The 21,670-nt window shown below is 72.6% G+C and carries 23 protein-coding genes; 10 read left to right on the top strand and 13 right to left on the bottom strand.

Features of this window, described 5'->3' with window-relative positions; genetic code table 11:
- Window positions 1-2: 2 nt before the first annotated feature.
- From ACEXOR_RS08235 to ACEXOR_RS08250, 4 genes are all read right to left on the bottom strand, one after another.
- On the bottom strand, window positions 3-1,172 hold the full coding sequence (locus ACEXOR_RS08235; protein ID WP_374849065.1) for a LolA family protein: 1,170 nt from the start codon (window positions 1,170-1,172) through the stop codon (window positions 3-5).
- Between the two features lie 315 nt (window positions 1,173-1,487).
- Window positions 1,488-1,817 (bottom strand): hypothetical protein, encoded by a 330-nt coding sequence (locus ACEXOR_RS08240; protein WP_374849066.1) that lies wholly within the window; start codon window positions 1,815-1,817, stop codon window positions 1,488-1,490.
- Between the two features lie 42 nt (window positions 1,818-1,859).
- Entirely contained in the window at window positions 1,860-2,090 is a 231-nt protein-coding gene (locus ACEXOR_RS08245) for a hypothetical protein (protein WP_374849067.1), read from the bottom strand.
- A gap of 89 nt (window positions 2,091-2,179) precedes the next feature.
- Window positions 2,180-2,689, bottom strand: coding sequence for a 2'-5' RNA ligase family protein (locus ACEXOR_RS08250; protein ID WP_374849068.1), 510 nt, complete (start codon window positions 2,687-2,689; stop codon window positions 2,180-2,182).
- A 124-nt stretch (window positions 2,690-2,813) separates the two neighbouring features.
- Here ACEXOR_RS08250 and ACEXOR_RS08255 point away from each other — a divergent pair, with 124 nt between their 5' ends.
- Window positions 2,814-3,497 (top strand): hypothetical protein, encoded by a 684-nt coding sequence (locus ACEXOR_RS08255; RefSeq protein WP_374849069.1) that lies wholly within the window; start codon window positions 2,814-2,816, stop codon window positions 3,495-3,497.
- A gap of 38 nt (window positions 3,498-3,535) precedes the next feature.
- Here ACEXOR_RS08255 and ACEXOR_RS08260 read toward each other — a convergent pair whose 3' ends face one another.
- Together ACEXOR_RS08260 and ACEXOR_RS08265 are read right to left on the bottom strand one after the other, a co-directional pair.
- On the bottom strand, window positions 3,536-4,861 hold the full coding sequence (locus ACEXOR_RS08260; RefSeq protein ID WP_374849070.1) for a glycosyltransferase: 1,326 nt from the start codon (window positions 4,859-4,861) through the stop codon (window positions 3,536-3,538).
- Window positions 4,858-7,011 carry a glycosyltransferase gene (locus tag ACEXOR_RS08265; RefSeq protein WP_374849071.1) on the bottom strand — a complete coding sequence of 718 codons (2,154 nt, stop codon included), beginning with the start codon at window positions 7,009-7,011 and terminating at the stop codon, window positions 4,858-4,860. The genes ACEXOR_RS08260 and ACEXOR_RS08265 overlap by 4 nt, the downstream gene beginning before the upstream one ends.
- Window positions 7,012-7,151: 140 nt before the next feature.
- On the opposite strand from ACEXOR_RS08265, the gene ACEXOR_RS08270 reads away from it, so the two are divergent.
- From ACEXOR_RS08270 to purL, 4 genes are all read left to right on the top strand, one after another.
- Window positions 7,152-8,396, top strand: coding sequence for a polysaccharide pyruvyl transferase family protein (locus ACEXOR_RS08270; RefSeq protein ID WP_374849072.1), 1,245 nt, complete (start codon window positions 7,152-7,154; stop codon window positions 8,394-8,396).
- Between the two features lie 105 nt (window positions 8,397-8,501).
- The gene (locus tag ACEXOR_RS08275; protein ID WP_374849073.1) at window positions 8,502-9,521 is read left to right on the top strand and encodes an LLM class flavin-dependent oxidoreductase; all 1,020 of its coding nucleotides are present in this window, start codon (window positions 8,502-8,504) and stop codon (window positions 9,519-9,521) included.
- Window positions 9,522-9,619: 98 nt separating this feature from the next.
- Window positions 9,620-10,447, top strand: coding sequence for a DUF4190 domain-containing protein (locus tag ACEXOR_RS08280; protein ID WP_374849074.1), 828 nt, complete (start codon window positions 9,620-9,622; stop codon window positions 10,445-10,447).
- 44 nt (window positions 10,448-10,491) lie between these two features.
- Entirely contained in the window at window positions 10,492-12,786 is a 2,295-nt protein-coding gene (gene purL / locus ACEXOR_RS08285; protein ID WP_374849075.1) for a phosphoribosylformylglycinamidine synthase subunit PurL, read from the top strand.
- Between the two features lie 101 nt (window positions 12,787-12,887).
- Here purL and ACEXOR_RS08290 read toward each other — a convergent pair whose 3' ends face one another.
- From ACEXOR_RS08290 to ACEXOR_RS08305, 4 genes are all read right to left on the bottom strand, one after another.
- Window positions 12,888-13,217 (bottom strand): chorismate mutase, encoded by a 330-nt coding sequence (locus ACEXOR_RS08290; RefSeq protein ID WP_374849076.1) that lies wholly within the window; start codon window positions 13,215-13,217, stop codon window positions 12,888-12,890.
- Window positions 13,218-13,227: 10 nt separating this feature from the next.
- On the bottom strand, window positions 13,228-14,193 hold the full coding sequence (locus tag ACEXOR_RS08295; RefSeq protein WP_374849077.1) for a DMT family transporter: 966 nt from the start codon (window positions 14,191-14,193) through the stop codon (window positions 13,228-13,230).
- A 118-nt stretch (window positions 14,194-14,311) separates the two neighbouring features.
- Complete coding sequence (locus ACEXOR_RS08300; RefSeq protein ID WP_374849078.1) at window positions 14,312-14,731, bottom strand: organic hydroperoxide resistance protein; 420 nt, start codon at window positions 14,729-14,731, stop codon at window positions 14,312-14,314.
- Between the two features lie 74 nt (window positions 14,732-14,805).
- Entirely contained in the window at window positions 14,806-15,441 is a 636-nt protein-coding gene (locus ACEXOR_RS08305) for a GNAT family N-acetyltransferase (protein ID WP_374849079.1), read from the bottom strand.
- Window positions 15,442-15,480: 39 nt separating this feature from the next.
- On the opposite strand from ACEXOR_RS08305, the gene ACEXOR_RS08310 reads away from it, so the two are divergent.
- On the top strand, window positions 15,481-16,089 hold the full coding sequence (locus ACEXOR_RS08310; RefSeq protein WP_374849080.1) for a maleylpyruvate isomerase family mycothiol-dependent enzyme: 609 nt from the start codon (window positions 15,481-15,483) through the stop codon (window positions 16,087-16,089).
- A gap of 30 nt (window positions 16,090-16,119) precedes the next feature.
- Here ACEXOR_RS08310 and ACEXOR_RS08315 read toward each other — a convergent pair whose 3' ends face one another.
- Window positions 16,120-16,626: a MarR family winged helix-turn-helix transcriptional regulator gene (locus tag ACEXOR_RS08315; protein WP_374849082.1), complete on the bottom strand. Its 507-nt coding sequence runs from the start codon at window positions 16,624-16,626 to the stop codon at window positions 16,120-16,122.
- 76 nt (window positions 16,627-16,702) lie between these two features.
- Between ACEXOR_RS08315 and ACEXOR_RS08320 the strand changes: the two genes are divergently transcribed.
- The gene (locus tag ACEXOR_RS08320; RefSeq protein ID WP_374849084.1) at window positions 16,703-17,779 is read left to right on the top strand and encodes an FUSC family protein; all 1,077 of its coding nucleotides are present in this window, start codon (window positions 16,703-16,705) and stop codon (window positions 17,777-17,779) included.
- An 85-nt stretch (window positions 17,780-17,864) separates the two neighbouring features.
- On the opposite strand, the gene ACEXOR_RS08325 is transcribed toward ACEXOR_RS08320, so the two are convergent.
- Window positions 17,865-19,151 (bottom strand): adenylosuccinate synthase, encoded by a 1,287-nt coding sequence (locus tag ACEXOR_RS08325; RefSeq protein WP_374849086.1) that lies wholly within the window; start codon window positions 19,149-19,151, stop codon window positions 17,865-17,867.
- Window positions 19,152-19,268: 117 nt separating this feature from the next.
- Here ACEXOR_RS08325 and ACEXOR_RS08330 point away from each other — a divergent pair, with 117 nt between their 5' ends.
- Both ACEXOR_RS08330 and ACEXOR_RS08335 read left to right on the top strand, forming a co-directional pair.
- Window positions 19,269-19,550 carry a thioredoxin family protein gene (locus tag ACEXOR_RS08330; RefSeq protein WP_374849087.1) on the top strand — a complete coding sequence of 94 codons (282 nt, stop codon included), beginning with the start codon at window positions 19,269-19,271 and terminating at the stop codon, window positions 19,548-19,550.
- 35 nt (window positions 19,551-19,585) lie between these two features.
- Window positions 19,586-19,792 carry a hypothetical protein gene (locus ACEXOR_RS08335; protein WP_374849088.1) on the top strand — a complete coding sequence of 69 codons (207 nt, stop codon included), beginning with the start codon at window positions 19,586-19,588 and terminating at the stop codon, window positions 19,790-19,792.
- Between the two features lie 45 nt (window positions 19,793-19,837).
- Here ACEXOR_RS08335 and ACEXOR_RS08340 read toward each other — a convergent pair whose 3' ends face one another.
- On the bottom strand, window positions 19,838-20,743 hold the full coding sequence (locus tag ACEXOR_RS08340; protein WP_374849089.1) for a Vgb family protein: 906 nt from the start codon (window positions 20,741-20,743) through the stop codon (window positions 19,838-19,840).
- 71 nt (window positions 20,744-20,814) lie between these two features.
- On the opposite strand from ACEXOR_RS08340, the gene ACEXOR_RS08345 reads away from it, so the two are divergent.
- Complete coding sequence (locus ACEXOR_RS08345; protein WP_374849090.1) at window positions 20,815-21,630, top strand: hypothetical protein; 816 nt, start codon at window positions 20,815-20,817, stop codon at window positions 21,628-21,630.
- Window positions 21,631-21,670: the final 40 nt, after the last annotated feature.

Consider the following 21,670-nt stretch of genomic DNA (forward strand, 5'->3'; position numbering starts at 1 on the left):
GATCACGGGGCCGGAGCGACCACCGGGGCCGCCGCGGCGGCGGCCTCCAGCGTGTCGCCGCCGACCGCACCGGCGAACACGCGGCCGTCGTCGGTGAGCAGCACCGACACCAGCGTGGTCTGCAGCAGGCTGCCGCCGTCGACGCGTGTGGTGAGCTGACCGAACAGCGGCGACGACGTGACGTCGCCGAGGTCGGCCGTGCCCAGCGGAACCTCGACCACCGCCCCCCAGCCCTCGCCGGTGACGACGGGCTGCGCGTGGTCGGAGGGTGCGCCCGACCCGGTGTCGTCACGGTTTGCAGAACCCGTGGGGAGCGGCTTCTCCGTGACCGTCGCGCCCTCGGGGGCCGTGAAGTCGAAGAGGTCGGCCGACGGGGTGTCGAGCGAGAGCGACGAGAAGCCCACCTCGAACGCCGGATCGCTCGCCCCGCGCGCCAGCACCTCGACCCGGAGCGGCAGGCCCGTCTCGGAGTCGACGGCGATCGAGACCGACCCCACCAGGGTTTCATCGGTGCGGGGCGTCAACACCAGGTCGTAGGCCTCGCGGCCCGCCACCGTGGTGTCGGCGCCGAGGGAGACATCGGTCGACGGGTCGACGGACTCGAGGAAGCGCTGGGCCACCTCGGCGGGCGTGGGAACGGTGCCGGGGGCGGCCGCTGAGGCTCCGTCGCCGGCGTTCGCGGGGAGCGTGGTGTGCACGGCGGAGTCGTCACTCGAGTCGTAGAGCCAGAGGTCGTCGCCGTTTCGCACCACGTCGCGCTCGGCCAGCTGATCGAGCACCTGCACGCGCAGCTTGTCGCCGCCGTCGGCATAGACCCGAGCCTCGTGGGTGCCGGTGAGCAGTTCGAGAGCGGATGCGGGCGAGAGCCCGGACTCCGCGGCCGAACCGCCGTCGGACGAATCCGCATCCGAAGCCGAACCCGATGACCCGGATCCACTCGCGCTCGACCCGGTGAACCCCGACAGATCGGGCAGGCCCAGATCGGAACTCTGCTCGACGGTGCCGGAGAACGACTGCACGTCGGCCGAGGCCGCCAGCTCGAGCACCTGCTCGGGCGACTTCTCGGGAAGATCGGCCGAGGCGGAGCCCGCGACGAGCGCACCTCCGACGACGACGGCGATCACGGCGGGGGCCGCGACCGCGGGTGCCCAGCGCTGCCAGTTTCGAGCCATCTGCATCACTTCTTTCGACCATCCGGCGGCCGCAGACTGCGGCTCGGTCGGGATGCGTTCACGCTACGCCGCTCACCCGTGAGTTGGCTCCGATCAGCCCGACCTGTGGACGGATCGGCCGCTCCTGCACCTGTGGAGACCCCGGGCCCTCCGCCGCGACCGGTGCGGTACCGCGGGAGGGGCTGGTCGAGCGCTGCGGGCGCGGTCCGCGCACGCAGAACGGCTGCCGACCCCGTGAGGCGGCCGGCGGCCGCGAGGCGTGCGCGAAGCGCACCGGGCGGCCCCGTCACGCGAGGACGGGAGCCGGCGTCGCGGCTAAGAGCCGGCCGGCTCGCCCGCATCCGGGGCGGCGGACCCCGCCTCGCGCGCGGCCAGCTGCTCGGCCGTGAGCCGGTCGCCGGGGTGGGGACGCTGGAACGGCGACTGCTCGGCGTGCAGGCGCTCGCGCGCGGCGGCCTCCTCGGCGTCGGGGTCGTCGAGAGCGGCGGCGTCGTCGGCCCCGGCGCGCTCGGAGAGGTCGGGGAGGTCGGAGAGGTCGGAGGCGGTGTCGTCCTCGGGGTCGTCGCGGAGGTCGCGGACCCTGGCGTCGTCGGCGTCGTCGGCGGGCGGTTCGCCGAAGGGGAGGAAGGGATCAGAAGTCGACATGAGCGGATGCTGTCATCGATCGGTTACCGGACGGTGAACAGATCAGATGCTCAGGCTGCCGCTGCCGGTCGACCGCCCGTGGTGCGCCGCCCCGACGGCCGCCTGCGCGTCGGAGTTGCTGCGGCCGGGCACGTCACGCGGGTCGAGCCGGTCGCTGTAGTCGCCGGCGCGACGCTGACGGATGCCGGTGAGCGCACCGAGCGTCGCGATGAGGGCTCCGAGCCCGCCGAGAATGATGAGGAACCACATGAGGTCTCCGTTCGTCGGTTTCATCAAGGCTAGCCAGGCCACGTCCGGATGCCCGGGGGTCGGAGGGTTTGCCCAGGCTCGATCGGGGCGCACGCCCCGCGAACCCTGCCGGCTCACTCGAGCAGGGTGATCAGTTTCTCGGCCGCATCCCATCGCCGCACCCCCACGACCTGCGCGGCAAGCAGACCACCCACGAGCGGGAGCGCCCGGGGGAGGTCGCCGAGCTTCAGCCGACGCGCGAGCGTGACGTGCGGGGTCCACTCCCCCTGAGCGGTGAACGGCGCATCCTCGCCCGGGCCGAGCCGCTCGTGCAGCGCGGCGTGCAGGCGCAGCAGCGGCATCCCCACCACCACCGAGCGCACGAGCACCCGTCGCTCGCCCGCTCCGAACAGCATCGGCGCGCCCAGCGTCACGGGCAGCGGCAGCATCGCGCGCACCTCGTCGCCCAGGTCGAAGCCGCCCAGCGTCTCGCGCACGGCCACCGTGAGGTGCGGCGCGTTCGAGGGTGCGGTGTGCGCCGCGAGACTCGACAGCCCCGCCTCGGCGAGCGCCACCCACTCGGCCCGCACCTGCGCCTCGGCGACCTCGTCGAGCACGAGCTCGATGCTCACCACGTCGCCCATGGCCCGAGCGTAACCCGGCGCCCCCGGCCCCGCACCACGCCCCCGCGCCGCCCGTACCCACCCGTACCCCGCCTGGGGGAGACCCGCGTGCAGGCAGCCCCCCGCATCCCCTTATTCTCGAACCATGGTCACGATCGTCATCCCGTGGAGGCCGCAGCCCTCCCGCCTGCCCGCGTTCGACGCGGTGGTCGCCTGGTACCGCGAGGCGCTCGGCGACGTGCCGGTGCTGATCGTCGACTCCGACGACGAGGCCTTCAATCTCGCCCGTTGCCGCAACCTGGGCGTGGGGCGGATGAGCGACCCGCACGAGGTGGTCGTGGTGGGCGACGCCGACACCATCCCCGAGCGCGAGCCGCTGCTCGAGGCCATCGCCGCCGCGCGCACCTCGGGGCGGGTGCATCTGCCGTACACCGAGTACCGCTGGCTCGGCGCGGCCGGAACCGCCGAGTTCACCGCGGGCACCCCGCTGAACGGATGCTCGCACGAGATCGTGCGAGGCGCCTGCTCGGGCGTGTACGTCACGACCCCCGAGACGTGGGCGAGCCACGGCGGGCAGGATGAACGGTTCCGCGGCTGGGGCTTCGAGGACGCCGCCTGGCACGTGGCCCACGAGACGCTGCTCGGCGAGCCCCCGCGCCGCCACGCCGGACGGGTCTACGCCCTGCATCACGTGGCCGAGCTCCGCGAGGGCCCGAACTACGACGCGAACGCCGCCCTGATGGAGCAGTACCGTGCGGCCTCCACCCCCGATGCCATGCGCCGCCTCGTGCACGGCGAGCCCCACCCCGAGCCCGAGCCCGCGGCCTGACCCGCCCCGCACCAGGCCCGCAGCAGGGGCCGGGCGCGTCAGCGCGCGGCGGCCGCCGCGAAGGCGCGCGCCGGGCCGGGGGTGGCCCGGAGGGACGCCGCGAGGGCCGCGAGACGGCCCGCCGGCTCGGCCGGGAGCGCCAGAACCTCCGCGACCGCCGCCGCCAGTTCGTGCGGCCCGGCCGTGTTGGGGTCCAGCGCCCGTGCGAAGCCCGCGTCAACGAGCGCCGCCGCCCCCGCGAACTGGTCGGTGGAGAAGGGCAGCACCACGAGCGGCACCCCCGCGCTCATGGCCTCGGTGACGCTGTTGTTGCCCCCGTGCGTGACCGCCGCGGCCGACGCCGCGAGCAGCGCCACCTGCGGCAGGAACTCCTGCACGAGCCACGTCGGCGGCAGCTCGCCGAGGGCGGCGCGGTCGGCCGAGCCGATGGCCAGGGCGACCCGCAGCGGGGTTCCGGATGCCGCGAGTGAGCGGAGCGCATCCGTCACCCGGGCGAGCACGTCGCCGCGCACGGACAGGAAGCTGCCGAAACTCACGTAGACGATGGGTTCGCTCGACGACTCGATCCACGCCGTGACCGGTTCGACCTGCGCCGGATCTTCGGCCCGCACCGCCGAGCCGATGAAGGCCGAGGGACCGTACAGCTCGAGGCGGCGGGCGTCGGCCAGCTCGGCCGGGTAGTTGAACAGCAGGGTGCCGCCGTGCTCCTCGAAGGCGCTCGGCGACGGCGGGAGGGCGGGGTCGAGCTCGGCGAGCGCGCTGTTCCACTCGGCGGTGAAGGTCGCGTCGACCCGCTCGCAGAGCTCCCGGAGGGCCGCGAGCGACGACTCCGACGGCGTGAACACGGCGGGCCAGGCGGGTGGGAAGCCGTAGACCTCCGAGCCCCCCACCGGCAGCGCCGACGGATGCCCCAGCACCACGTCGACGTGCTCGATCCCCGCGGCCACGAGCCCCAGCCGCGCACTGAATGCCAGATGATCCACCAGGATGCGATCGGGCGCCACCTCCCGCACCACCCGTTGCACGGCCCGGGCGGTGCGCACGGGCTCCCACATCAGGTCCGACAACCGGGCCTCGGCCTGGAACGCCAGCGCCTCCACCATGCCCCGGCGGGTGGCGTCGAAGAACCCGCGGAGCGCGTCGTCCTCCCCGGCCGGCTGGTCCTCGGCACGGATGACGCCGGGGTTCGAGCCCTTGCCCAGCTGCAGCTCGACGCGCTCGTAACCGAACGACCGCACGATCGCATCCGTCGCCGGACCCGTGGCCACCACCACCCGCTCGCCCGCCTCGCGCCAGGCCGTGCCGAGCGTGGCCAGCGGCAGCAGGTGCGAGGCGTAGTCGGGGCTGATGATGAGCAGCGTCACAGCGCGCCCACCGGGGCGTTCTCGGTGTGCACCCCGTCGTAGACGCCCACGAGGGCGGTGGCCATCGCCTCGACGGTGAAGCTGCGTTCGACCGTGCTGCGCGAGGCGTCGGGCTGGCCCGGGTTGGCGCACGACTGAGCCAGGGCGAAGGCCTCCCACATGGCGAGTCCCAGCTCCGACACGTTCCAGGTGCGGGTGAGGATGCCGGTGACCCCGCGTTCCACGTAGGTGGCCGGGCCTCCGCCGTCAGGGGCCACGACGAGCAGTCCGGAGGCCATGGCCTCCAGCAGCGCGATGCCGAACTCCTCCTTCACACTGCCGCACACGTAGACGCCGTTCGGCGCCGCCAGCCCCGGCACGCCGAAGCGCGCCGCGGCCACCCAGCGCGCCACGGTGTCGTTCGGCCGGTGGCCGGGCAGCAGCAGACCGCGTTCGAGGCGCCGGGCGGCGGGCACGCGGGCATCCATCAAAGCCAGCTGCTCGCGCTCGTCGACCGAGGGGTTCTCGAGGTCGCCGCCGATCAGCAGCAGGTTCGCCTGGTCGCGGAGCGGGCCGGTGGCCCACGCCTCGACGATGGAGGACATGCCCTTCACCCGGTGGAAGCGCCCCACGCTCACCAGCAGCGGCAGCCCGCGCCGCTCCGGCGCCAGCTGCTCGAGCAGCGCCGTCAGCTCGGCCAGGGGCGGCGTGGCGGGCTGGCCCGAGGCCTGGGCCGCCGCCTCCGCGACCCCGCGGTCGACCACGCCGAGGTCGATGCCCTCGGGCACCACGGTGTGGCGTTCGGGATGCGAGGTGACGTCGATGCCCACCAGCTCGCGCATGTCCTTCTCCAGCTGCGGCCGCGGGAACAGCACGCTGTGGTCGGCGTTCGAGGCCAGCCGCTGCACCAGCCGGGTGCGGAACCAGAAGTGCTCGTTCTCGTCGACCTCGCCGAAGTTGGCGCGGGTGAGCGAGCCTGCCAGGTCCATCGAGCGGATCACCGCGTGCGGGTCGGGCGCCACCGTGAACACCATCGGCACGTCGAGCTCGCGCGCCACGTCGGCGGCCGCCAGGCTGCCGACGTCGGCCATCCGCAGGTGCAGCAGGTCGACCCCGCCCGCCGCCCGCAGCATGCGCCGGATGCCGCGCCGGGCCGCGACCCGCAGGGGCCAGGCGGAGGCGCTGTTCACCGGCGGGCTGAGCAGCGGGATGCGCCCGTAGACGTGCCCTTCGGTACTGGCCCGGATCTCGGCCACGCTGTCGACGGCCCCTGCCACCGAGCCCCGCGACATGGTGATGACCCGCTGCACGCGCTCGACGCTGGACGGGTCGGAGAGCGCGTCGCCGAGCCGCACCAGCAGCGTGGCGATGCCGCCGTTGTCGCCCGAACCCGCGTGGCTGAGGTCGGCGTCGATGTCGGCGTGCAGGAAGAGCTGGGCCACCGTGAGGTCGTCGTGCGGCTCGCGGCGCACGGCGGCCCCGCCCGCGAAGTCGATCAGGGCCAGGCGGGCCACGTCGGCGAGGTAGGAGGTGCCGGCCGTGAGCCCGTCGAGGAAGGAGCGGATCTCGGTGGCCGCGAGGTCGTCGCGCCGCTGGCCGAGCGCCGACACGGCGGCCACGCGCACCTGCTCGGCCTCACCCTCGTCGGCGGCGATCGTGCGCAGCGGAGCCGTGGCGATGCGCCCCCGGACGAGACCGAGCGACTCCACCAGCCGGTAGCGGGCGCCGGAGTCGTGGATGCCGAGGAGCGCACCCTCGAGCCCCACCGCGATGTGCTCGGGGGTGGGGAACGCCCACTGCTCGAGGGTGCGCTGCGCCAGCATGCCGCCGAAGCCGCCCTCGGCGACCATGCCGATCAACCGGCCCACCGCATCCAGCCGCGGGATGCGCGAGCCGATGGCCCACGCTGCATGCTCGCGCAGGAATATACGGTCGCTCGACAGCAGCCGGGAGAGTGCCGCGTCGGCCTGCTCGTCGAACACCTGCGCCAGGGCGTGGGTGGCGGCGATGGCCACGAGCTGATCGGCGTCGTCGAGCGCGGCGATCAGGATGCGGATGGTGCGGGCACCCGGGTCTCGGTTGGCCTCGAAGGCCAGGTCGTCGGCGAGCCGCATGGCGTCGACGATGTGCTCCGCGCCGCGCACGGCGTCCAGCGATGTCTGGATCCCCATGGGAGCCCCCTCGGTCGTGTCTCTCCCAGCTCACGCTGAACACCGTCGATCCTAAGCCGAGGCGGCTGGGAGCGCTCCCTCGATCCGCTACCGTGAATCCGGCGTTCCCGCGCCGTTCACCCGACCCCTCTGGAGACCACATGCGCCTCGTGCTGCTCGGCGACGTCGGAGTGCTCGACGACATGATCCACATCGGCGACGAGGCGATGTTCGACGAGGCGCTGCACCAGCTGCGGCAGCGGGGTGCGACGCAGGTGACCGCGGTGTCGGCGAACCCGGCCGAGACGGCCGAGCGGTACGGCGTCGACTCCGTGGCGCGCATCGGCTTCAGCGCCGGTTCCGCCCACGACCGGGCCGCCGACGGCGAACGGATGCGCCGGGTCGTGCAGACGGCCCGCGGCGAGAGCGGCCTGCTGGCCGCCGGCGACCCGGCGTTCTCGGTGATCGAGGCGGTTCGCGCCGCCGACGGCGTGCTCGTGACCGGCGGTGGCAACATGGCCTCCACCTGGCCGTTGCACGTGTTCGAGCGGGCGACGCTCGGAGCCGTGGCCGAGGCCCTCGGACGGCCCCTCGTGGTGAGCGGGCAGACCATCGGGCCGGAGCTCGGCGACGACGACGCCCGGCTCGTGACGGAGCTGCTCTCCTCGGCGAGACGGGTGGGGTTGCGGGAGCCGGCGTCGTTCGCGCTCTGCCGGCGGCTCGGGGTGCCGGCTGAGGTGCTGCACGCGACGGTCGACGACGCGAGCTTCGTGGGCGACCGGGTGCCGGCCGCACCGGGCTCGGCGGGCCCGGCCGGTCGGGACTACTGCGCCGTCACGTTCTCCACCCACCTGAACGGGCGCGACCCCGACGCCTTCGTGCGGGCGGCAGCCGCACTGCTCGACGACATCGCCGACCGGGGGCTCGACGTGCTGTTCGTGGCGCACTTCGGATCGCTCGTGCCGGGTGCGGTGCGCGGCGACTCCGTGCTGCACGACCGGGTGGCGGCGTCGATGCGGCATCCGTCGACCGCGGTGGTGCCGGGCGACTCCGTCTCGGCGGCTGCCCTCGCCCGCGAGGCGGCGCTCGTGCTGACGAGCCGGTACCACCCGGCCGTCTTCGCCGTGTCGGGCGGCGTGCCCACCATCGGCATCTCGGTGGACGACTACACCTCGGTGAAGCTCACCGGCGCGCTCGGCAACCTCGGGCAGGACGCCGTGCTGCCGCTGGACGACCTGCTCGGGGCGCACGGCGGGGCAGGCGGGGCCGCTGCCGCTCTGCTCGACCGGGTGTGGAGCGACCGGGGGCGCATCCGGGTGGCCGGCCTCGACCGGGCCGAGGCCGCCCGGGCCGACAGCGCCCGCTGGTGGGACGACGTGGCCGCCGCCCTCGCCCCCACCCGCTGACCCCGCCTGACCCGGCCCGACCCGACCCGGCCCGACCGACGACCGGGCGTGACGGTGCATGACCGCCCGCCTCGGCCCACCCCACCACCGGCGTACCCTCGACTCATGCCCGTACCCGGAACCCCGCTGAAGCGCCTGGGATTTCTCACCATCGGCCTGTTCGACCCGGCCGATCCCGCCGCCGGCCACGAGACGACGCTGCAGGTGATCGAGCGCGGCGAGCGCCTCGGCTTCGACAGCGCCTGGCTGCGGCAGCGGCACCTGCAGTACGGCATCTCGTCGCCCACGGCCGTGCTCGCCGCGGCGTCGCAGCGCACCTCGCGCATCGCGCTGGGCACCGCCGTGATCCCGATCGGCGCCGAGAACCCGTTCCGGCTGGCCGAAGACCTCGCCACGGTCGACGTGCTCACCCATGGCCGCCTGAACCCGGGGTTCTCGGCCGGGGTGCCGATGAACCTCGACAGCTACCGCGACGCGATCTACCCGAACACCTTCGAGCAGGAGGACTTCGACTACGGCCGGCTGCTGCGCTTCCGCGACTTCGTGCGGGGCGACGTGGCGGGCACCTTCGCCGGCCGCCAGGGCATCGAGGAGTTCGCCGACACCGTGCAGCCGCACGCCGCGGGGCTCGTCGACCGCCTCTGGTACGGCGGGGGCAGCACCCGCTCGGCGGAGTGGGCCGGCGACAACGGGTTCCACTTCCTCACCTCGAGCGTGGTGCAGGGCGAGAACGGCGACGACTTCGCCACCAACCAGCTGGCGCAGATCCTGAGCTACCGCGAGCACCACACCGACGGCTCGGCGGCGCGGGTGTCGCAGGGCCTCGTGGTCATCCCCACCGACTCGGCGAGCGCCGAGCAGCGCGCCCGGTACGAGGCCTACGCGGCCTCGCGGGCCGGGCGGGTGGGTGTGCCGATGGGCCCGAAACGCATGCTGTTCGCGGCCGACCTGGTGGGCACCTCGGCCGAGATCGCCGGCGCCCTCTATGCCGACATCGCCTTCCGCGAGGTCGACGAGGTGGCGTTCGCGCTGCCCTTCTCGTTCGAGCCCGACGACTACGCGCAGATCCTCACCGACATCGCCGAGAAGCTCGGCCCGGCCCTCGGCTGGGCACCCGAGGCCTGACCCGGGCAGTTCTCCCCATCGCCTCCACGCGGGCCGAGCGGTAGCGTCGTCATCGGCGGGCGACGGATGCGCGCCGGCACGACCCCGCGAGGAGAACCATGAGCGACCCCCAGCACCCCGGTGCCTACCCGCCCCCGCCCGCCGGGCCGCCGACGTATCCGTACCCTCCGGCCGGCGGTTACCCGCCGCCGCCTCAGCCCGGCGGCACCGCGCCCGGCGACTTCCCGGGCCGCACCCTGGGCATCGTGGGCCTGATCGTCTCGATCTTCGCCAACGTGATCGGGCTGATCATCTCGATCGTCGCGCTCAACCAGTCCAAGCAGGCCGGCGTGAAGAACGGTCCGGCACTGGCCGGCGTGATCGTGGGTGCCACGCTCGGCGGTATCGGCCTGTTGATCGGGCTGATCGCCGTGGTGACGAGCTTCCTCGGCATCGCGGTGGCGGGAGCCGCGGGAGCAGCCGGAGCCGGCAGCGCCCCGTACTCGACCTCCGAGCCCGGCCCCGCATCCGGAGACGGCACCGACGTGTTCGACCTGACCGTGGGCGACTGCTTCGACGACTGGTCGGGCGACACCGTGTACGAGGTGCCCGTGGTCGACTGCGCCGCCCCGCACGACTGGGAGGTGTACGACGACTTCGAGGTGCCCGACACCGTCGACGGCGAGTTCCCGGGCGCGGAGGCCGTCGACGCGGTCGCCGACGAGACCTGCCTGGCCTCCTTCGAGACGTTCCTCGGCGCCGAGTACGCCGACACGGTCTACGACTACAACTACCTCGTGCCGACCGAGGAATCGTGGACCGAGTCCGACGACCGGCTGATCAGCTGCGTGATCGGCGACCCCGCCGGTCCGGTGACCGGAACGCTGGAGGGCGCCGGAACCGGAGCGCAGTCGGGAGCCGACAGCACCCTCGCACCGGCCCGGTAGAATCGACGCGCATCCCACCCCGCAACTCAAGGAGTCCTGGCCGCGTGAGCAATGCCGATACCGTCGATAACGCCATCGCGACCCCTGAGCGGGAGCAGCCCTACGACGCCCTCGGTCTGAAGGCCGACGAGTACGCGAAGATCCGCGAGATCCTCGGCCGCCGGCCCACGAGCGGCGAGCTCGCCATGTACTCCGTGATGTGGAGCGAGCACTGCTCCTACAAGTCGTCGAAGATCTACCTGCGCCAGTTCGGCCAGAAGGTCAGCCCGGCCATGAAGAAGAACCTCATGGTGGGCATGGGCGAGAACGCCGGAGTGGTCGACGTGGGCGAGGGCTGGGCCGTGACCTTCAAGGTCGAGAGCCACAACCACCCCTCGTACATCGAGCCGTTCCAGGGTGCCGCCACGGGTGTGGGCGGCATCGTGCGCGACATCATCTCGATGGGCGCACGCCCGGTGGCCGTGATGGACCAGCTGCGCTTCGGCGCCATCGACGAGCCGGACACGGCCCGCGTGGTGCACGGCGTCACCAGCGGCATCTCGTTCTACGGCAACTGCCTCGGTCTGCCCAACATCGGCGGCGAGACCTACTTCGACAAGGTGTACCAGGGCAACCCGCTCGTCAACGCGCTGAGCGTCGGGGTGCTGCGGCACGAAGACCTGCACCTCGCCAACGCCCGCGGGGTGGGCAACAAAGTGGTGCTGTTCGGGGCGCGCACCGGCGGCGACGGCATCGGCGGCGCATCCATTCTCGCCTCCGACACGTTCTCGGCCGGCGGGCCCACCAAGCGCCCCGCGGTGCAGGTGGGCGACCCCTTCGCCGAGAAGGTGCTGATCGAGTGCTGCCTCGAGCTGTTCGCCGGCGACCTCGTCGAGGGCATCCAAGACCTCGGGGCGGCCGGCATCTCGTGTGCCACCTCCGAGCTCGCCTCCAACGGCGACGGCGGCATGTTCATCGAGCTCGACAAGGTGCTGCTGCGCGACCCGTCGCTCACCGCCGAGGAGATCCTCATGTCGGAGAGCCAGGAGCGCATGATGGCGGTCGTGACGCCCGAGAAGCTCGAGGGCTTCCTGGCCGTCACGTCGAAGTGGGATGTCGAGACCAGCGTGCTCGGTGAAGTCACCGACACGGGCCGCCTCGTCATCCACTGGCACGGCGAGGAGATCGTGAACGTCGAGCCCCGCACCGTCGCCGTCGACGGCCCGGTGTACGAACGTCCCGTGGCCTACCCCGCGTGGATCGACGCACTGCAGGCCGACTCGGCCTCGCGCCTGCCCCGCGCCACGTCGGGCGACGACCTGCGCGAGGAGTTCCTGCGCGTGGTGGCCTCGCCCAACATGGCGTCGAAGGAGTGGATCACCAACCAGTACGACCGCTACGTGCTCGGTAACACTGCCCTGTCGTTCCCGGATGACGGCGGCATGATCCGGGTCGACGAGGAGTCGGGCCTCGGCTTCGCCCTGGCCTCCGACGCCAACGGCCGGTACTGCCAGCTCGATCCGTACCGCGGCGCCCAGCTCGCTCTCGCCGAGGCGTACCGCAACGTGGCCGTCACGGGCGCCACGCCCGTGGCCGTCAGCGACTGCCTCAACTTCGGCAGCCCCGAGAACCCCGAGGTGATGTGGCAGTTCTCGAAGGCGGTCGAGGGACTGGCCGACGGATGTCTCGAACTCGAGATCCCGGTCACCGGCGGCAACGTGTCGTTCTACAACCAGACCGGTTCGCAGCCCATCCACCCCACGCCCGTGGTGGCCGTGCTCGGCGTGATCGACGACGTGGCGCGCCGCGTCCCCTCCGGCTGGCAGGACGAGGGGTCGAACCTGTACCTGCTCGGCGTCACCCGCTCGGAGCTCGACGGCTCCGCCTGGTCGGGCGTCATCCACGACCACCTCGGCGGCCTGCCGCCCCAGGTGTCGCTCGCCGACGAGGCCGCGCTGGCCGAACTGCTGCGCGCCGGTGCGCTCGAGGGCCTGATCGACTCCGCGCACGACCTCTCCGACGGCGGGCTCGCCCAGACGCTCGCCGAGGCCGTGCTGCGGTTCGGCATCGGAGCCCGGGTGTGGCTCGACGAGATCATCGAGCGCGACGGGGTGTCGGCATCCGATGCCCTGTTCAGCGAGTCGACCGCCCGCGTGCTCGTGTCGGTGCCGCGCGAAGACGACGTGAAGTTCAAGGGCCTGTGCGCCGGCCGCGACATCCCGGTGCTGCGCATCGGTGTGACGGATGCCGAGTCGGGCTCACTCGAGGTGCAGGGCCTGTTCGAGGTGCCGATCACCGAGCTCTCGGGCGCCCATCGCGAGACGCTTCCGGCGCACTTCGGCCCCGTCGTCGGCGGCTGACGCCCCCGCCTCGACGTCGACCCGTCGCAAACAGCCCTCTGCCTGCCCAGAGAGGGCGGTTTGCGACGGTTCGGCGAAGGTGGGGAGGGTCGAGCGTGGGCTCAGGACTCTTCGGCGGCGATGCGCTCGTGGTGGTGGATGACCTCCGCCACGATGAACTGCAAGAACTTCTCGGCGAAGGCCGGGTCGAGATGCGACTCCTCGGCCAGCCCGCGCAACCGCGTGATCTGGCGCTTCTCGCGCTCGAGGTCGGCCGGCGGCAATCCGTAGTCGGCCTTCAGGCGGCCCACGGTCTGCGTGAACTTGAACCGCTCCGCGAGCATGTGGATGAGGGCCGCGTCGATGTTGTCGATCGACTGGCGGATGCTCTCCAGCCGGTCGTAGACATCCGCCGTGCTGTCGAAACCACCGGATTCGTGCTCGTTCGCCATGCAGAGAACTCTAGCCAGCTTCGGCGGGCGCTTTCTGGGGCGTTGCTGCGACGCGCCGGTGAGGCAGCCGTATGCGCCCCTGGGCCAGCAGGATGCCAGCGAACACGAGCACGGCGCCCACCGGCGCGTTCCAGCTGAGCGTCTCGCCGAGCAGCATGATGCCGAGGGCCACTCCCACCACGGGCGTGAGGTAGGTGACCGTGGAGGTGGCCGTCGGCCCCCATGCGTTCAGGATGTTCATGTACCAGAAGTAGGCCAGCCCCGTGCCGAGCACCCCGAGCAGCACCAGGCTGAGCACGATCGGCAGGTCGAGCGACACCGGGCCGAGGGCCACGAACGGCGTGAGCACCAGAAGGATGGCGGCCCCCATGCCCACCTGCAGGAACGCGGCCGTGAGCCCCGACACGGGGTGGCGGGCCGACACGAAGCGGCGGATGTAGCCGAACGTGAAGCCGTAGCAGACGGCCGCGCCGATGCAGGCGAGCTGCCCCGCCAGCTCGAGCAGCAGATCGCCGTGCGCGGCCTCGTTCGCCACGAAGCTCCACGGCCCGATGATGACGATCACGCCCAGGATGCCGGCCACGACGCCGAGCACCCGCGACCGGTCGAGCCGCTCCACCTTGAAGGCGAGGGTGACCATGAGCGCGGTGGTGATGGGCGTGACGGCGTTGTAGATGCTCGCGAGCCCCGAGGTGACGTACTGCTCGGCCCAGGCGAAGAGCAGGTAGGGGATGGCGCAGCCGAACGCGCCGATCACCACGAAGTGCAGGTAGACGATGCGCTCGCGCGGCAGCTTCGTGCGCAGCACCAGGATCACGACCCCGAGCGTGATGGCCCCGAGCACCAGTCGCGTCCACGCGACCTGGCCGAACGACACCCCGCCGAGGGCGACCTTCATGAACAGGAAGCTCGCCCCCCAGAGCAGGCCGAGCGCGGCGAACTGGAGGGTGGTGGAGAGGCGGCTCGGCGTGGTCACCCTGCGACGATAGCGCCGGGCGCCGACATCCGTCGCCCGACTGCGACCGGGGCGCACGCTTTGGCAGGCGTGCGCCCCGGATCTGGCAGTCTCACGGCGTCAGGCCGCGGAGCGGCGGCTACTCGACGACGTTGACCGTGACCTCGATGTTGCCGCGCGTGGCGTTGGAGTACGGGCAGATGGTGTGCGCTTTGTCGGCGGCCTGGCGGGCCTCCTCGGGCGACAGATTGGGCACGTAGACGTCGAGCTCGACGGCCAGGCCGAAGCCGCCCTCGCCGTTCGAGCCGATGGAGACGCTCGAGGAGACCTCGGCGTCTTTGGTGTCGAGCTTGAACTCGCGGCCCGCGGCGTGCAGGGCGCCGAGGAAACACGCGGAGTAGCCGGCGGCGAAGAGCTGCTCGGGGTTGGTGCCCTCGCCCGAGCCGCCCATCTCCTTGGGCGGGCGGGTGTCGAAGTCGAGACGGTCGTCCTCGCTGCGGACGTGGCCGTCACGGCCCCCACCGGTGGCGTGCGCGATTGCAGTGTAGATAGCTTCCATACCCACTAGTTCACCACTCCTTCGAGGCGCGGGCCAGCGCCTCGCCGCTCTGCAGTGATCATCCGGCGTTTGCTCTACAAGCGCACAGGATGCGCGGAGCCCTGCTGGTCGACCCGGTCGCGCAGAGCGGCCTGCACCGCGGGCCACTCCTCGACGATCACCGAGTACACCGCGGAGTCGCGCCAGGTGCCGTCGGCGCGCGGGCGGTCGCGGCGCACGATGCCCTCGAACGTGGCGCCGAGCTTCGCGATCGCCGCGCGCGACCGCTCGTTCCGCACGTCGGCCTGGATCTTCACGCGACCGAACCCGTGCTCGAACGCGGCGCCGAGCAGCAGCAGCTTGGCCTCGGGGTTCACCACGGTGCCCCACACGCGCGGGTCGTACGCCGTCCAGCCGAGGTGCGCGGCCTCGAAGGCCGGCTCGAAGTCGCCCAGCGTGGTGGTGCCCACCACGCTGCCGGCATCCGCACCCGCGACCAGCCGGATGACGTAGGGGTTGCCGACACCCCACTGGTAGTAGGTCTCGGCGAACGCCACGAAGCCCTCGACCGTGTCGCGGTAGCCCTGCGGCCCGCCGCCGTAGCCTCCGGCGAACACCTCCGGGTGCCCGATGGCGGCGTGCAGCTCGGGCAGAGCCTCCCGGGTGAGCGGTTCGAGCCGCACGAAGCGACCCTCGAGCAGACGGGCGGGATCGGGGCGCACAGCGGTCATGAAAAGAGCATATGGGCGCATCCGTGCCACGATGGGGGCATGGGCAGTGCCGCCGCGTTCTCACATTCCGCCACCGCGTTCCACGATCTCGTCACCCGCATCCCCGACGATGCGTGGGAGAAGATCGCACTCGGGGAGTGGACGCTGCGCTCGCTCGTGGGGCACACCACCCGGGCCATCCTCACGGTGGAGAGCTATCTGGGCCTGGACGACCCCGGGTTCGAGAACGTGCCCGACGCCGAGCACTACTACTCCCGGGTGTACCGCGAGCTCACCGACCCGGCCTCGGTGGCCGCGCGCGGGGTCGAGGCCGGTATCTGGCTGGGTGAGAATCCGGCGCAGGCCGTGGCCGACGCGCTGGCGCGGGCCACGGCCCGGGTGGATGCCGCCCCGGCCGAGCGCATCGTGTCGATCGGCGGGCTCGGCATCGCCCTGCCCGAGTACCTGCGCACCCGGGTGTTCGAGCTCGTGATCCACTCGTTCGACATCTCGCGGGCCACGGGGTTGCCGCACGGACAGCCGCCCGCGGCGATCGCGGCGTGTGTCACGCTCGCGGCGGGCGTGGCCGCGGCCCGAGGCGAGGGCGAACAGGTGCTGCTCGGGCTGACAGGCCGTGCTCCCCTGCCCAACGGCTACTCCATCGTCTGAGCCCAGCGGGGGTGTGGGCCGGGGCGGGGTTCAGGGGCGTTCGATGCTCGCGAGGGCGAGCCTGAGCGAGGCCGCCACCTGGGCGGAGTCACCGGGCGGGATGCCGTCGAGCAACGTGCCCTCGAGCTCGAGCAGCTGCGGGAAGACCTCGTCGATCAGGGCGACCCCGGCTGCGGTGAGTTCGATCAGGGCGCCGCGGCCGTCATCCGGATTCGCGGAGCGCACGATCAGCGCACGTTCGGCCAGCGACCGCAGTCGCTTCGTGGTGGCCGGGCCGGTGGCCAGCGAGACGGTGCGCAGCAACCCGGGCGACTGCGGGGCGTCGTGCCGGCGCAACGCCGACAGGATGTCGAACTCACCGCGGGTGAGCCCGAAACGCGCGAGGAACTCGTCGCCCCGGCGCGTGAGCAGCGCTGCCGCGCGGAGGATGCGGCCCGCCACCTCGATGGCGCTCGTGTCGATCTCGGGCCGGAGCACCCGCCACCCGTCGCGGATCTCATCGACGACGTCGCGCTCGCTCGGGCTGCCGCTTTCCATGCGGTCAGCCTATAGTAGTTCACGAGTAAACTAGTTTTCGGTCGACGGCGACCTCCGCCCTCGTCCGAGAGATGTCATGAGCCTCACCCAGCACCTTCCACACCCGCGCCGCCTGATCGAATTCGGTCCGCACGCCGGAGCACACCGGGTTGCCCTGCGCGCCGCGGTGGCCATCGCCATCCCGCTGCTGGCGCTCACCGCCGCCGGCCGCATCGATCTCTCGCTCTACGCCGTCTTCGGCGCGTTCACCGTGCTCTACGGGCGCTCGCACAGCTACGCGCCTCGGCTCCGGATGCAGGCGACCGCGGCGGTCGCCCTGGTCGGCTCGGTGGTGCTCGGCACGGCGATCGGCGTCTCGCCCCAGCGGGAGTGGCTCGTGGTGCCGATGGTGGCGGTGGTCGCCGCCGCACTCGCCTTCGTGGCCGACGCGCTGGCCTGGCACCCACCAGGATCGCTCTTCTTCGTGTTCGCGCTGGCGGCCTGCGCCTCGGTGCCGGCGGAACCGTCGCGGGTGCTCACCGCGCTTGCGCTCGCGGGGGCCAGCGCGGCACTCGCGATGGTCGTCTCGATGATCGGGGCTGTGGCGCCCTCGGCCCGGCGACGGTCGCGCACGACCTGGGCGGTCTCGTTCCGGGAGGCGGCCGGACGGCGTGGTGAGGCCGTGAAGATCGCGACCGTGGGAATCGCGGTGCTGGTGGCCGGCGGGATCCCGACGGTGAGCGGGCTCGGCCATCCGTATTGGGCGATGGTGGCGGCGGTGGCGGCCCTCGGAGCCGCCGACACGGCCGGGCAGCTCGTGCGGGCCGGGCAGCGGGTGCTCGGAACGTTCGTGGGCCTGGCGCTGGCGGCGCTGCTGTTGCTGGTGGCCGCGGGGGCACCGCTCGTGCTGGTGCTGTTCGTGGTGCTGCTGCAGGCCGGGGCGGAGCTGTTCGTGGGGCGCAACTACGGGGTGACGATGGTGTTCATCACGCCGCTGGCGCTGATCATGGCGCAGCTCGCCCACCCCGTCGACGAGTTCGGCATGCTGCGCGACCGGGGGCTCGAGACCGTTCTGGGTGCGGCCGTGGGGGTGGCGATCAGCCTGGCCGTCGCCGCCCTGTCGGCGCGCCGCGCCCGCGCTCGGGCTCGCGCCGACGGGCCCTCGCCCGCGTGAGCGGACCTGCGCCCGCGCGAGCTGATCTGCGCCCGCGTGAGCGCGACCCCGAGCCCGAGCCCGGACGTGAGCGGTCGGCGCGGCCCTACGACAGCAGGTCGTGCCGCACGATGATGGCGTCGCGGTCGGGGCCGACGCCGATGGCCGAGATGCGCGAGCCGCTCATCTCCTCCAGGGCGAGCACGTACCGCTGAGCCGCCGGGGGCAGGTCGTCGAAGGTGCGGGCGCCGGTGATGTCTTCGCTCCAGCCCTCGAACTCCTCGTAGATGGGCTTGGCGTGGTGGAAGTCGGTCTGCGAGACCGGCACCTCGTCGACCCGCACGCCGTCGACGTCGTAGGCCACGCACACCGGGACGCGCTCGAGGCCGGTCAGCACGTCGAGCTTGGTGAGCACGAAGTCGGTGACGCCGTTGATGCGCGACGTATACCGGGCGATGGGCGCGTCGTACCAGCCGGTGCGGCGGGGGCGGCCCGTGGTGGTGCCGAACTCGAAGCCCTTCGAGCGCAGGAACTCGCCCGACTCGTCGTGCAGCTCGGTGGGGAAGGGGCCGGCTCCCACACGGGTCGTGTACGCCTTCACCACCGCGATCACGCGGTCGATGCGGTTCGGGGCCACGCCCGAGCCCGTCGCCGCGCCGCCCGAGGTGGCGTTCGACGAGGTGACGAACGGGTAGGTGCCGTGATCGACGTCGAGCATGGTGGCCTGGCCGCCCTCGAAGAGCACCGTCTTGCCGTCGCGCAGCGCCCGGTCGAGCACCAGCGACGTGTCGGCCACCATCGGGCGCAGCCGCTCGCGGTACGACAGCAGGTCGTCGACGACCTCTTCGGCCGCGATGGCCCGCCGGTTGTACACCTTCACGAGGATGTGGTTCTTCAGGTCGAGCGCGCCCTCGACCTTCTGCCGCAGGATTCCCTCGTCGAACAGGTCTTGGATGCGGATGCCGACGCGGTTGATCTTGTCGGCGTAGGCCGGGCCGATGCCCCGGCCCGTGGTGCCGATCTGACGCTTGCCGAGGAAGCGCTCGGTGACCTTGTCGATCGTGCGGTGGTACTGGGTGATGACGTGAGCGTTGGCGCTCACCAGCAGCTTGGACACGTCGACCCCGCGGGAGCCGAGGGCCTCGAGCTCGTGGAAGAGCACCTCGACGTCGACGACGACGCCGTTGGCGATGACCGGCGTGACACCGGGGGTGAGGATGCCCGACGGCAGCAGGTGCAGAGCGTACTTCTTGTCGCCCACCACCACGGTGTGGCCGGCGTTGTTGCCGCCGTTGAACTTGACGACGTAGTCGACGCGGCTGCCGAGGAGATCGGTGGCCTTGCCCTTGCCCTCGTCGCCCCATTGGGCGCCGATCAAGACGATCGCTGGCATGTGGATTCCCTCCAGGTTGACGCTCGATTCTATCGTGGGCCGTCACGCGCATCCGTTTCGCCGGCCGCCTGGGGAACAACGTGGGGTCACGCCGAGTTGTGCAGGAGAGGAGGGACCATGCCTGAACTGAGCCTCACGCTCTACTCGTCGAGCTTCTGCGGCGCGTGCTCGAGCACCCGCAGTTCGCTCGAGCAGATCGACCGCCTGCTCGGCGGGCGCATCCGCTGGACCGAGGTGAACGTGGCCGACGACCCGGAGGGCAGCGAGCGCGCGGGCATCGTGAGCACCCCCACCGTCGTGATCACGGGCCCCGACGGCGACGAGCGGATGCGCGCCGCGGGCGTTCCCACCACCGACCAGCTCCTCACCGCGATCGCGTCCGCGCTCCCCGACCGCTGACCCCGGCGTCGACGCCGGTGTGGTCGAATTGCGTCATGTTCATCGCAGGCAACCACGACGCCCACTGGAATCTCGCCCTCTGCGTGAGCTACCGGCGCGACAAACGGGGTGTGCTGCATCTCGTCTTCCCGGTCGACGGCGGCAACGTCACCGTGGGGCCCGAGCACCCGCACTACCGTCAGGTCGAGCAGTACCTCCTGGGGGCCACTCTCGCGCCCGACTCGCGGGGGCCTCAGATCTGACCCGGAGCGGGCCGTCGTCCCGGCTCAGGCGTCCGGCGTCGACCGCTACGCCCCCGGCGCCACCGACACGAGGGCGCCCGTCTCCATCGCCACCCAGACCGTGCCGTCGGCGGCGACCGCGAGCCCGTGCGGCTCCTCGTGCCCCGTCGAGGCGAGCGACACGAACGTGAACGCGCCGTCGAGATCGACGTGCCCGAGCTCGTTCGAGCCCCAGAGCGTGAACCAGGCGCCGGCGTCGGGCCGCGGGTCGCGCACGATCGCGTGCGGCTTCGACCCCGGGTCGGGCAGGGCGAACTCGGTGAACCGACCCGACCGGTCGACCCGGCCGATGGCCCCCGCCAGGATCTCGGTGAACCACGCGGCCCCGTCGTCGCCCACCGTGATGCCCACCGGCCCCGCGGCCTCCGTGGGCAGCGCGAACAACTGCGGCTCCGCATCCCCGCCCCGCACGTAACCGACCGCGTTGGCCCGGTTGGCCGTGAACCAGAGCGAGTCACCGGATGCGGCGATCATCGACACCCCGCCGTCGAGCGTGCCGGTCGCGAACTCCGCCACCGGGCCGAGGATCCCGATCCGGCCGAGCGCGTCGCCGCCCAGCTCGGTGAACCAGGCCGTGCCGTCGTGGAGCGACACCACGCCGTAGGGCTGCGCTGCGGGCGAGGGCGCGTCGACCCGGCGCAGCACGCCCGACGGGCCCACCAGCAGCACCGCGTTCTGCGCCAGGTCGGCCACCCAGACGGCGTCGTCGCCCGCGGTGGCGACCTGCGCGGGCTGCGAGGCACCGGGCCGGCCGGCCGCGAGGTCGACCGTGGTGGTGCTTCCGTCTGGGGCCCGCCGCAACAGCGCACCGGCGTGCACGAGCGAGCACCACACGGCCCCGTCGTCGGTGACGGCGACCGCGTACGGTCCACCCTCCGTGGGAACGACGGGATGCACGCTGACGGAGCTCATGTCCCCGAGCCTAAGCGGCCCCCACCCTCCGCGGGGGGTGAGGAACCCTCGGGTTCGGGTAGGGTCGGGGGATGGACCCGATGGTGCTGCGCCGCATCCTGGGGGCCGCGGTGGCGGGGGTGCTCGTGGCGGCGGCCCTGAGCGGATGCGCGCGGCCGGGGCAGCAGGACGCCGACCGGGTGGCGACCTGGATCGGGAGCCAGGATCAGGTCGTCTCCGCCCGGGCCTCGGCGACGACCGAGACGATGTCGTCTCCCGGCGTCGAGTTCGAGATCGCGGTCGACCCCGCCGTGTCGGACGACGACCTGCGCGACCTCGCCGCGGCCTCCGAGCGTCGGGCCCAGGAGGCCGGCTGGCCCCGGCCCCGGCTGATCTGGCACGTCGGTGAGGGCCGCAGCTTCTCCAACGGCGACCGAGCCGCCTTCGAGGTGTTCACCCGGCTGCGCGACGACCCGCGATGGCTGGAGCTGAGTGCGCGCGGCGACGGAGACTGCGGCGCGTTCTACTGCGTGCGGATCGCCGACACCGATCCCGCATCGTTGCAGCGGGCTGTCGTCGAGCTGCTCGCCCTGGCCGAGGACGCGGGCGGCGTGCAGCAGAACCTCGAGTTCGACGCGGTGAGCGCGGACGGCGACTTCCGGGTGTCGGCACAACCCGCCGCCGGCAGTGAGGCGAGTGTGGCGCTCTGGCAGCGCGTCGCCGCCGACGTGCCTCTCGTGTCGGCGTGGGCCTGGGTGGTGTCGTCGGCGGAGGGGCACCCCGCCACGCTGCTGCTCGACCTCGAGGTGCCCGACGACACCGCGCGCGCCGCCGCCGAGCGCATCGCGGCGACCGAGCCCGGGGTGCAGACCACCGTCACGGTCTCCGGCAGCCCCGCCCGAGGCTGACCCGACCCCGCGGCCGGCCAGGCCCCTGGGCCGAGGCACC

The organism is Herbiconiux liangxiaofengii (assembly GCF_041927335.1).
Lineage (GTDB): Bacteria > Actinomycetota > Actinomycetes > Actinomycetales > Microbacteriaceae > Herbiconiux > Herbiconiux liangxiaofengii.

What these genes read in the sequence shown, in the direction of transcription:
- ACEXOR_RS08330 (WP_374849087.1), top strand. Translation starts at nt 19,269, where the DNA reads ATGCCTGAACTGAGCCTCACGCTCTACTCGTCGAGCTTCTGCGGCGCG.
- ACEXOR_RS08325 (WP_374849086.1), bottom strand. Translation starts at nt 19,151, where the DNA reads ATGCCAGCGATCGTCTTGATCGGCGCCCAATGGGGCGACGAGGGCAAG.
- ACEXOR_RS08270 (WP_374849072.1), top strand. Translation starts at nt 7,152, where the DNA reads ATGCGCCTCGTGCTGCTCGGCGACGTCGGAGTGCTCGACGACATGATC.
- ACEXOR_RS08300 (WP_374849078.1), bottom strand. Translation starts at nt 14,731, where the DNA reads ATGGAAGCTATCTACACTGCAATCGCGCACGCCACCGGTGGGGGCCGT.
- ACEXOR_RS08265 (WP_374849071.1), bottom strand. Translation starts at nt 7,011, where the DNA reads ATGGGGATCCAGACATCGCTGGACGCCGTGCGCGGCGCGGAGCACATC.
- ACEXOR_RS08255 (WP_374849069.1), top strand. Translation starts at nt 2,814, where the DNA reads ATGGTCACGATCGTCATCCCGTGGAGGCCGCAGCCCTCCCGCCTGCCC.
- ACEXOR_RS08315 (WP_374849082.1), bottom strand. Translation starts at nt 16,626, where the DNA reads ATGGAAAGCGGCAGCCCGAGCGAGCGCGACGTCGTCGATGAGATCCGC.
- ACEXOR_RS08310 (WP_374849080.1), top strand. Translation starts at nt 15,481, where the DNA reads ATGGGCAGTGCCGCCGCGTTCTCACATTCCGCCACCGCGTTCCACGAT.
- ACEXOR_RS08250 (WP_374849068.1), bottom strand. Translation starts at nt 2,689, where the DNA reads ATGGGCGACGTGGTGAGCATCGAGCTCGTGCTCGACGAGGTCGCCGAG.
- ACEXOR_RS08290 (WP_374849076.1), bottom strand. Translation starts at nt 13,217, where the DNA reads ATGGCGAACGAGCACGAATCCGGTGGTTTCGACAGCACGGCGGATGTC.
- ACEXOR_RS08335 (WP_374849088.1), top strand. Translation starts at nt 19,586, where the DNA reads ATGTTCATCGCAGGCAACCACGACGCCCACTGGAATCTCGCCCTCTGC.
- ACEXOR_RS08275 (WP_374849073.1), top strand. Translation starts at nt 8,502, where the DNA reads ATGCCCGTACCCGGAACCCCGCTGAAGCGCCTGGGATTTCTCACCATC.
- ACEXOR_RS08340 (WP_374849089.1), bottom strand. Translation starts at nt 20,743, where the DNA reads ATGAGCTCCGTCAGCGTGCATCCCGTCGTTCCCACGGAGGGTGGACCG.
- ACEXOR_RS08235 (WP_374849065.1), bottom strand. Translation starts at nt 1,172, where the DNA reads ATGGCTCGAAACTGGCAGCGCTGGGCACCCGCGGTCGCGGCCCCCGCC.
- ACEXOR_RS08240 (WP_374849066.1), bottom strand. Translation starts at nt 1,817, where the DNA reads ATGTCGACTTCTGATCCCTTCCTCCCCTTCGGCGAACCGCCCGCCGAC.
- ACEXOR_RS08245 (WP_374849067.1), bottom strand. Translation starts at nt 2,090, where the DNA reads ATGAAACCGACGAACGGAGACCTCATGTGGTTCCTCATCATTCTCGGC.
- ACEXOR_RS08320 (WP_374849084.1), top strand. Translation starts at nt 16,703, where the DNA reads ATGAGCCTCACCCAGCACCTTCCACACCCGCGCCGCCTGATCGAATTC.
- ACEXOR_RS08280 (WP_374849074.1), top strand. Translation starts at nt 9,620, where the DNA reads ATGAGCGACCCCCAGCACCCCGGTGCCTACCCGCCCCCGCCCGCCGGG.
- ACEXOR_RS08345 (WP_374849090.1), top strand. Translation starts at nt 20,815, where the DNA reads ATGGACCCGATGGTGCTGCGCCGCATCCTGGGGGCCGCGGTGGCGGGG.
- ACEXOR_RS08305 (WP_374849079.1), bottom strand. Translation starts at nt 15,441, where the DNA reads ATGACCGCTGTGCGCCCCGATCCCGCCCGTCTGCTCGAGGGTCGCTTC.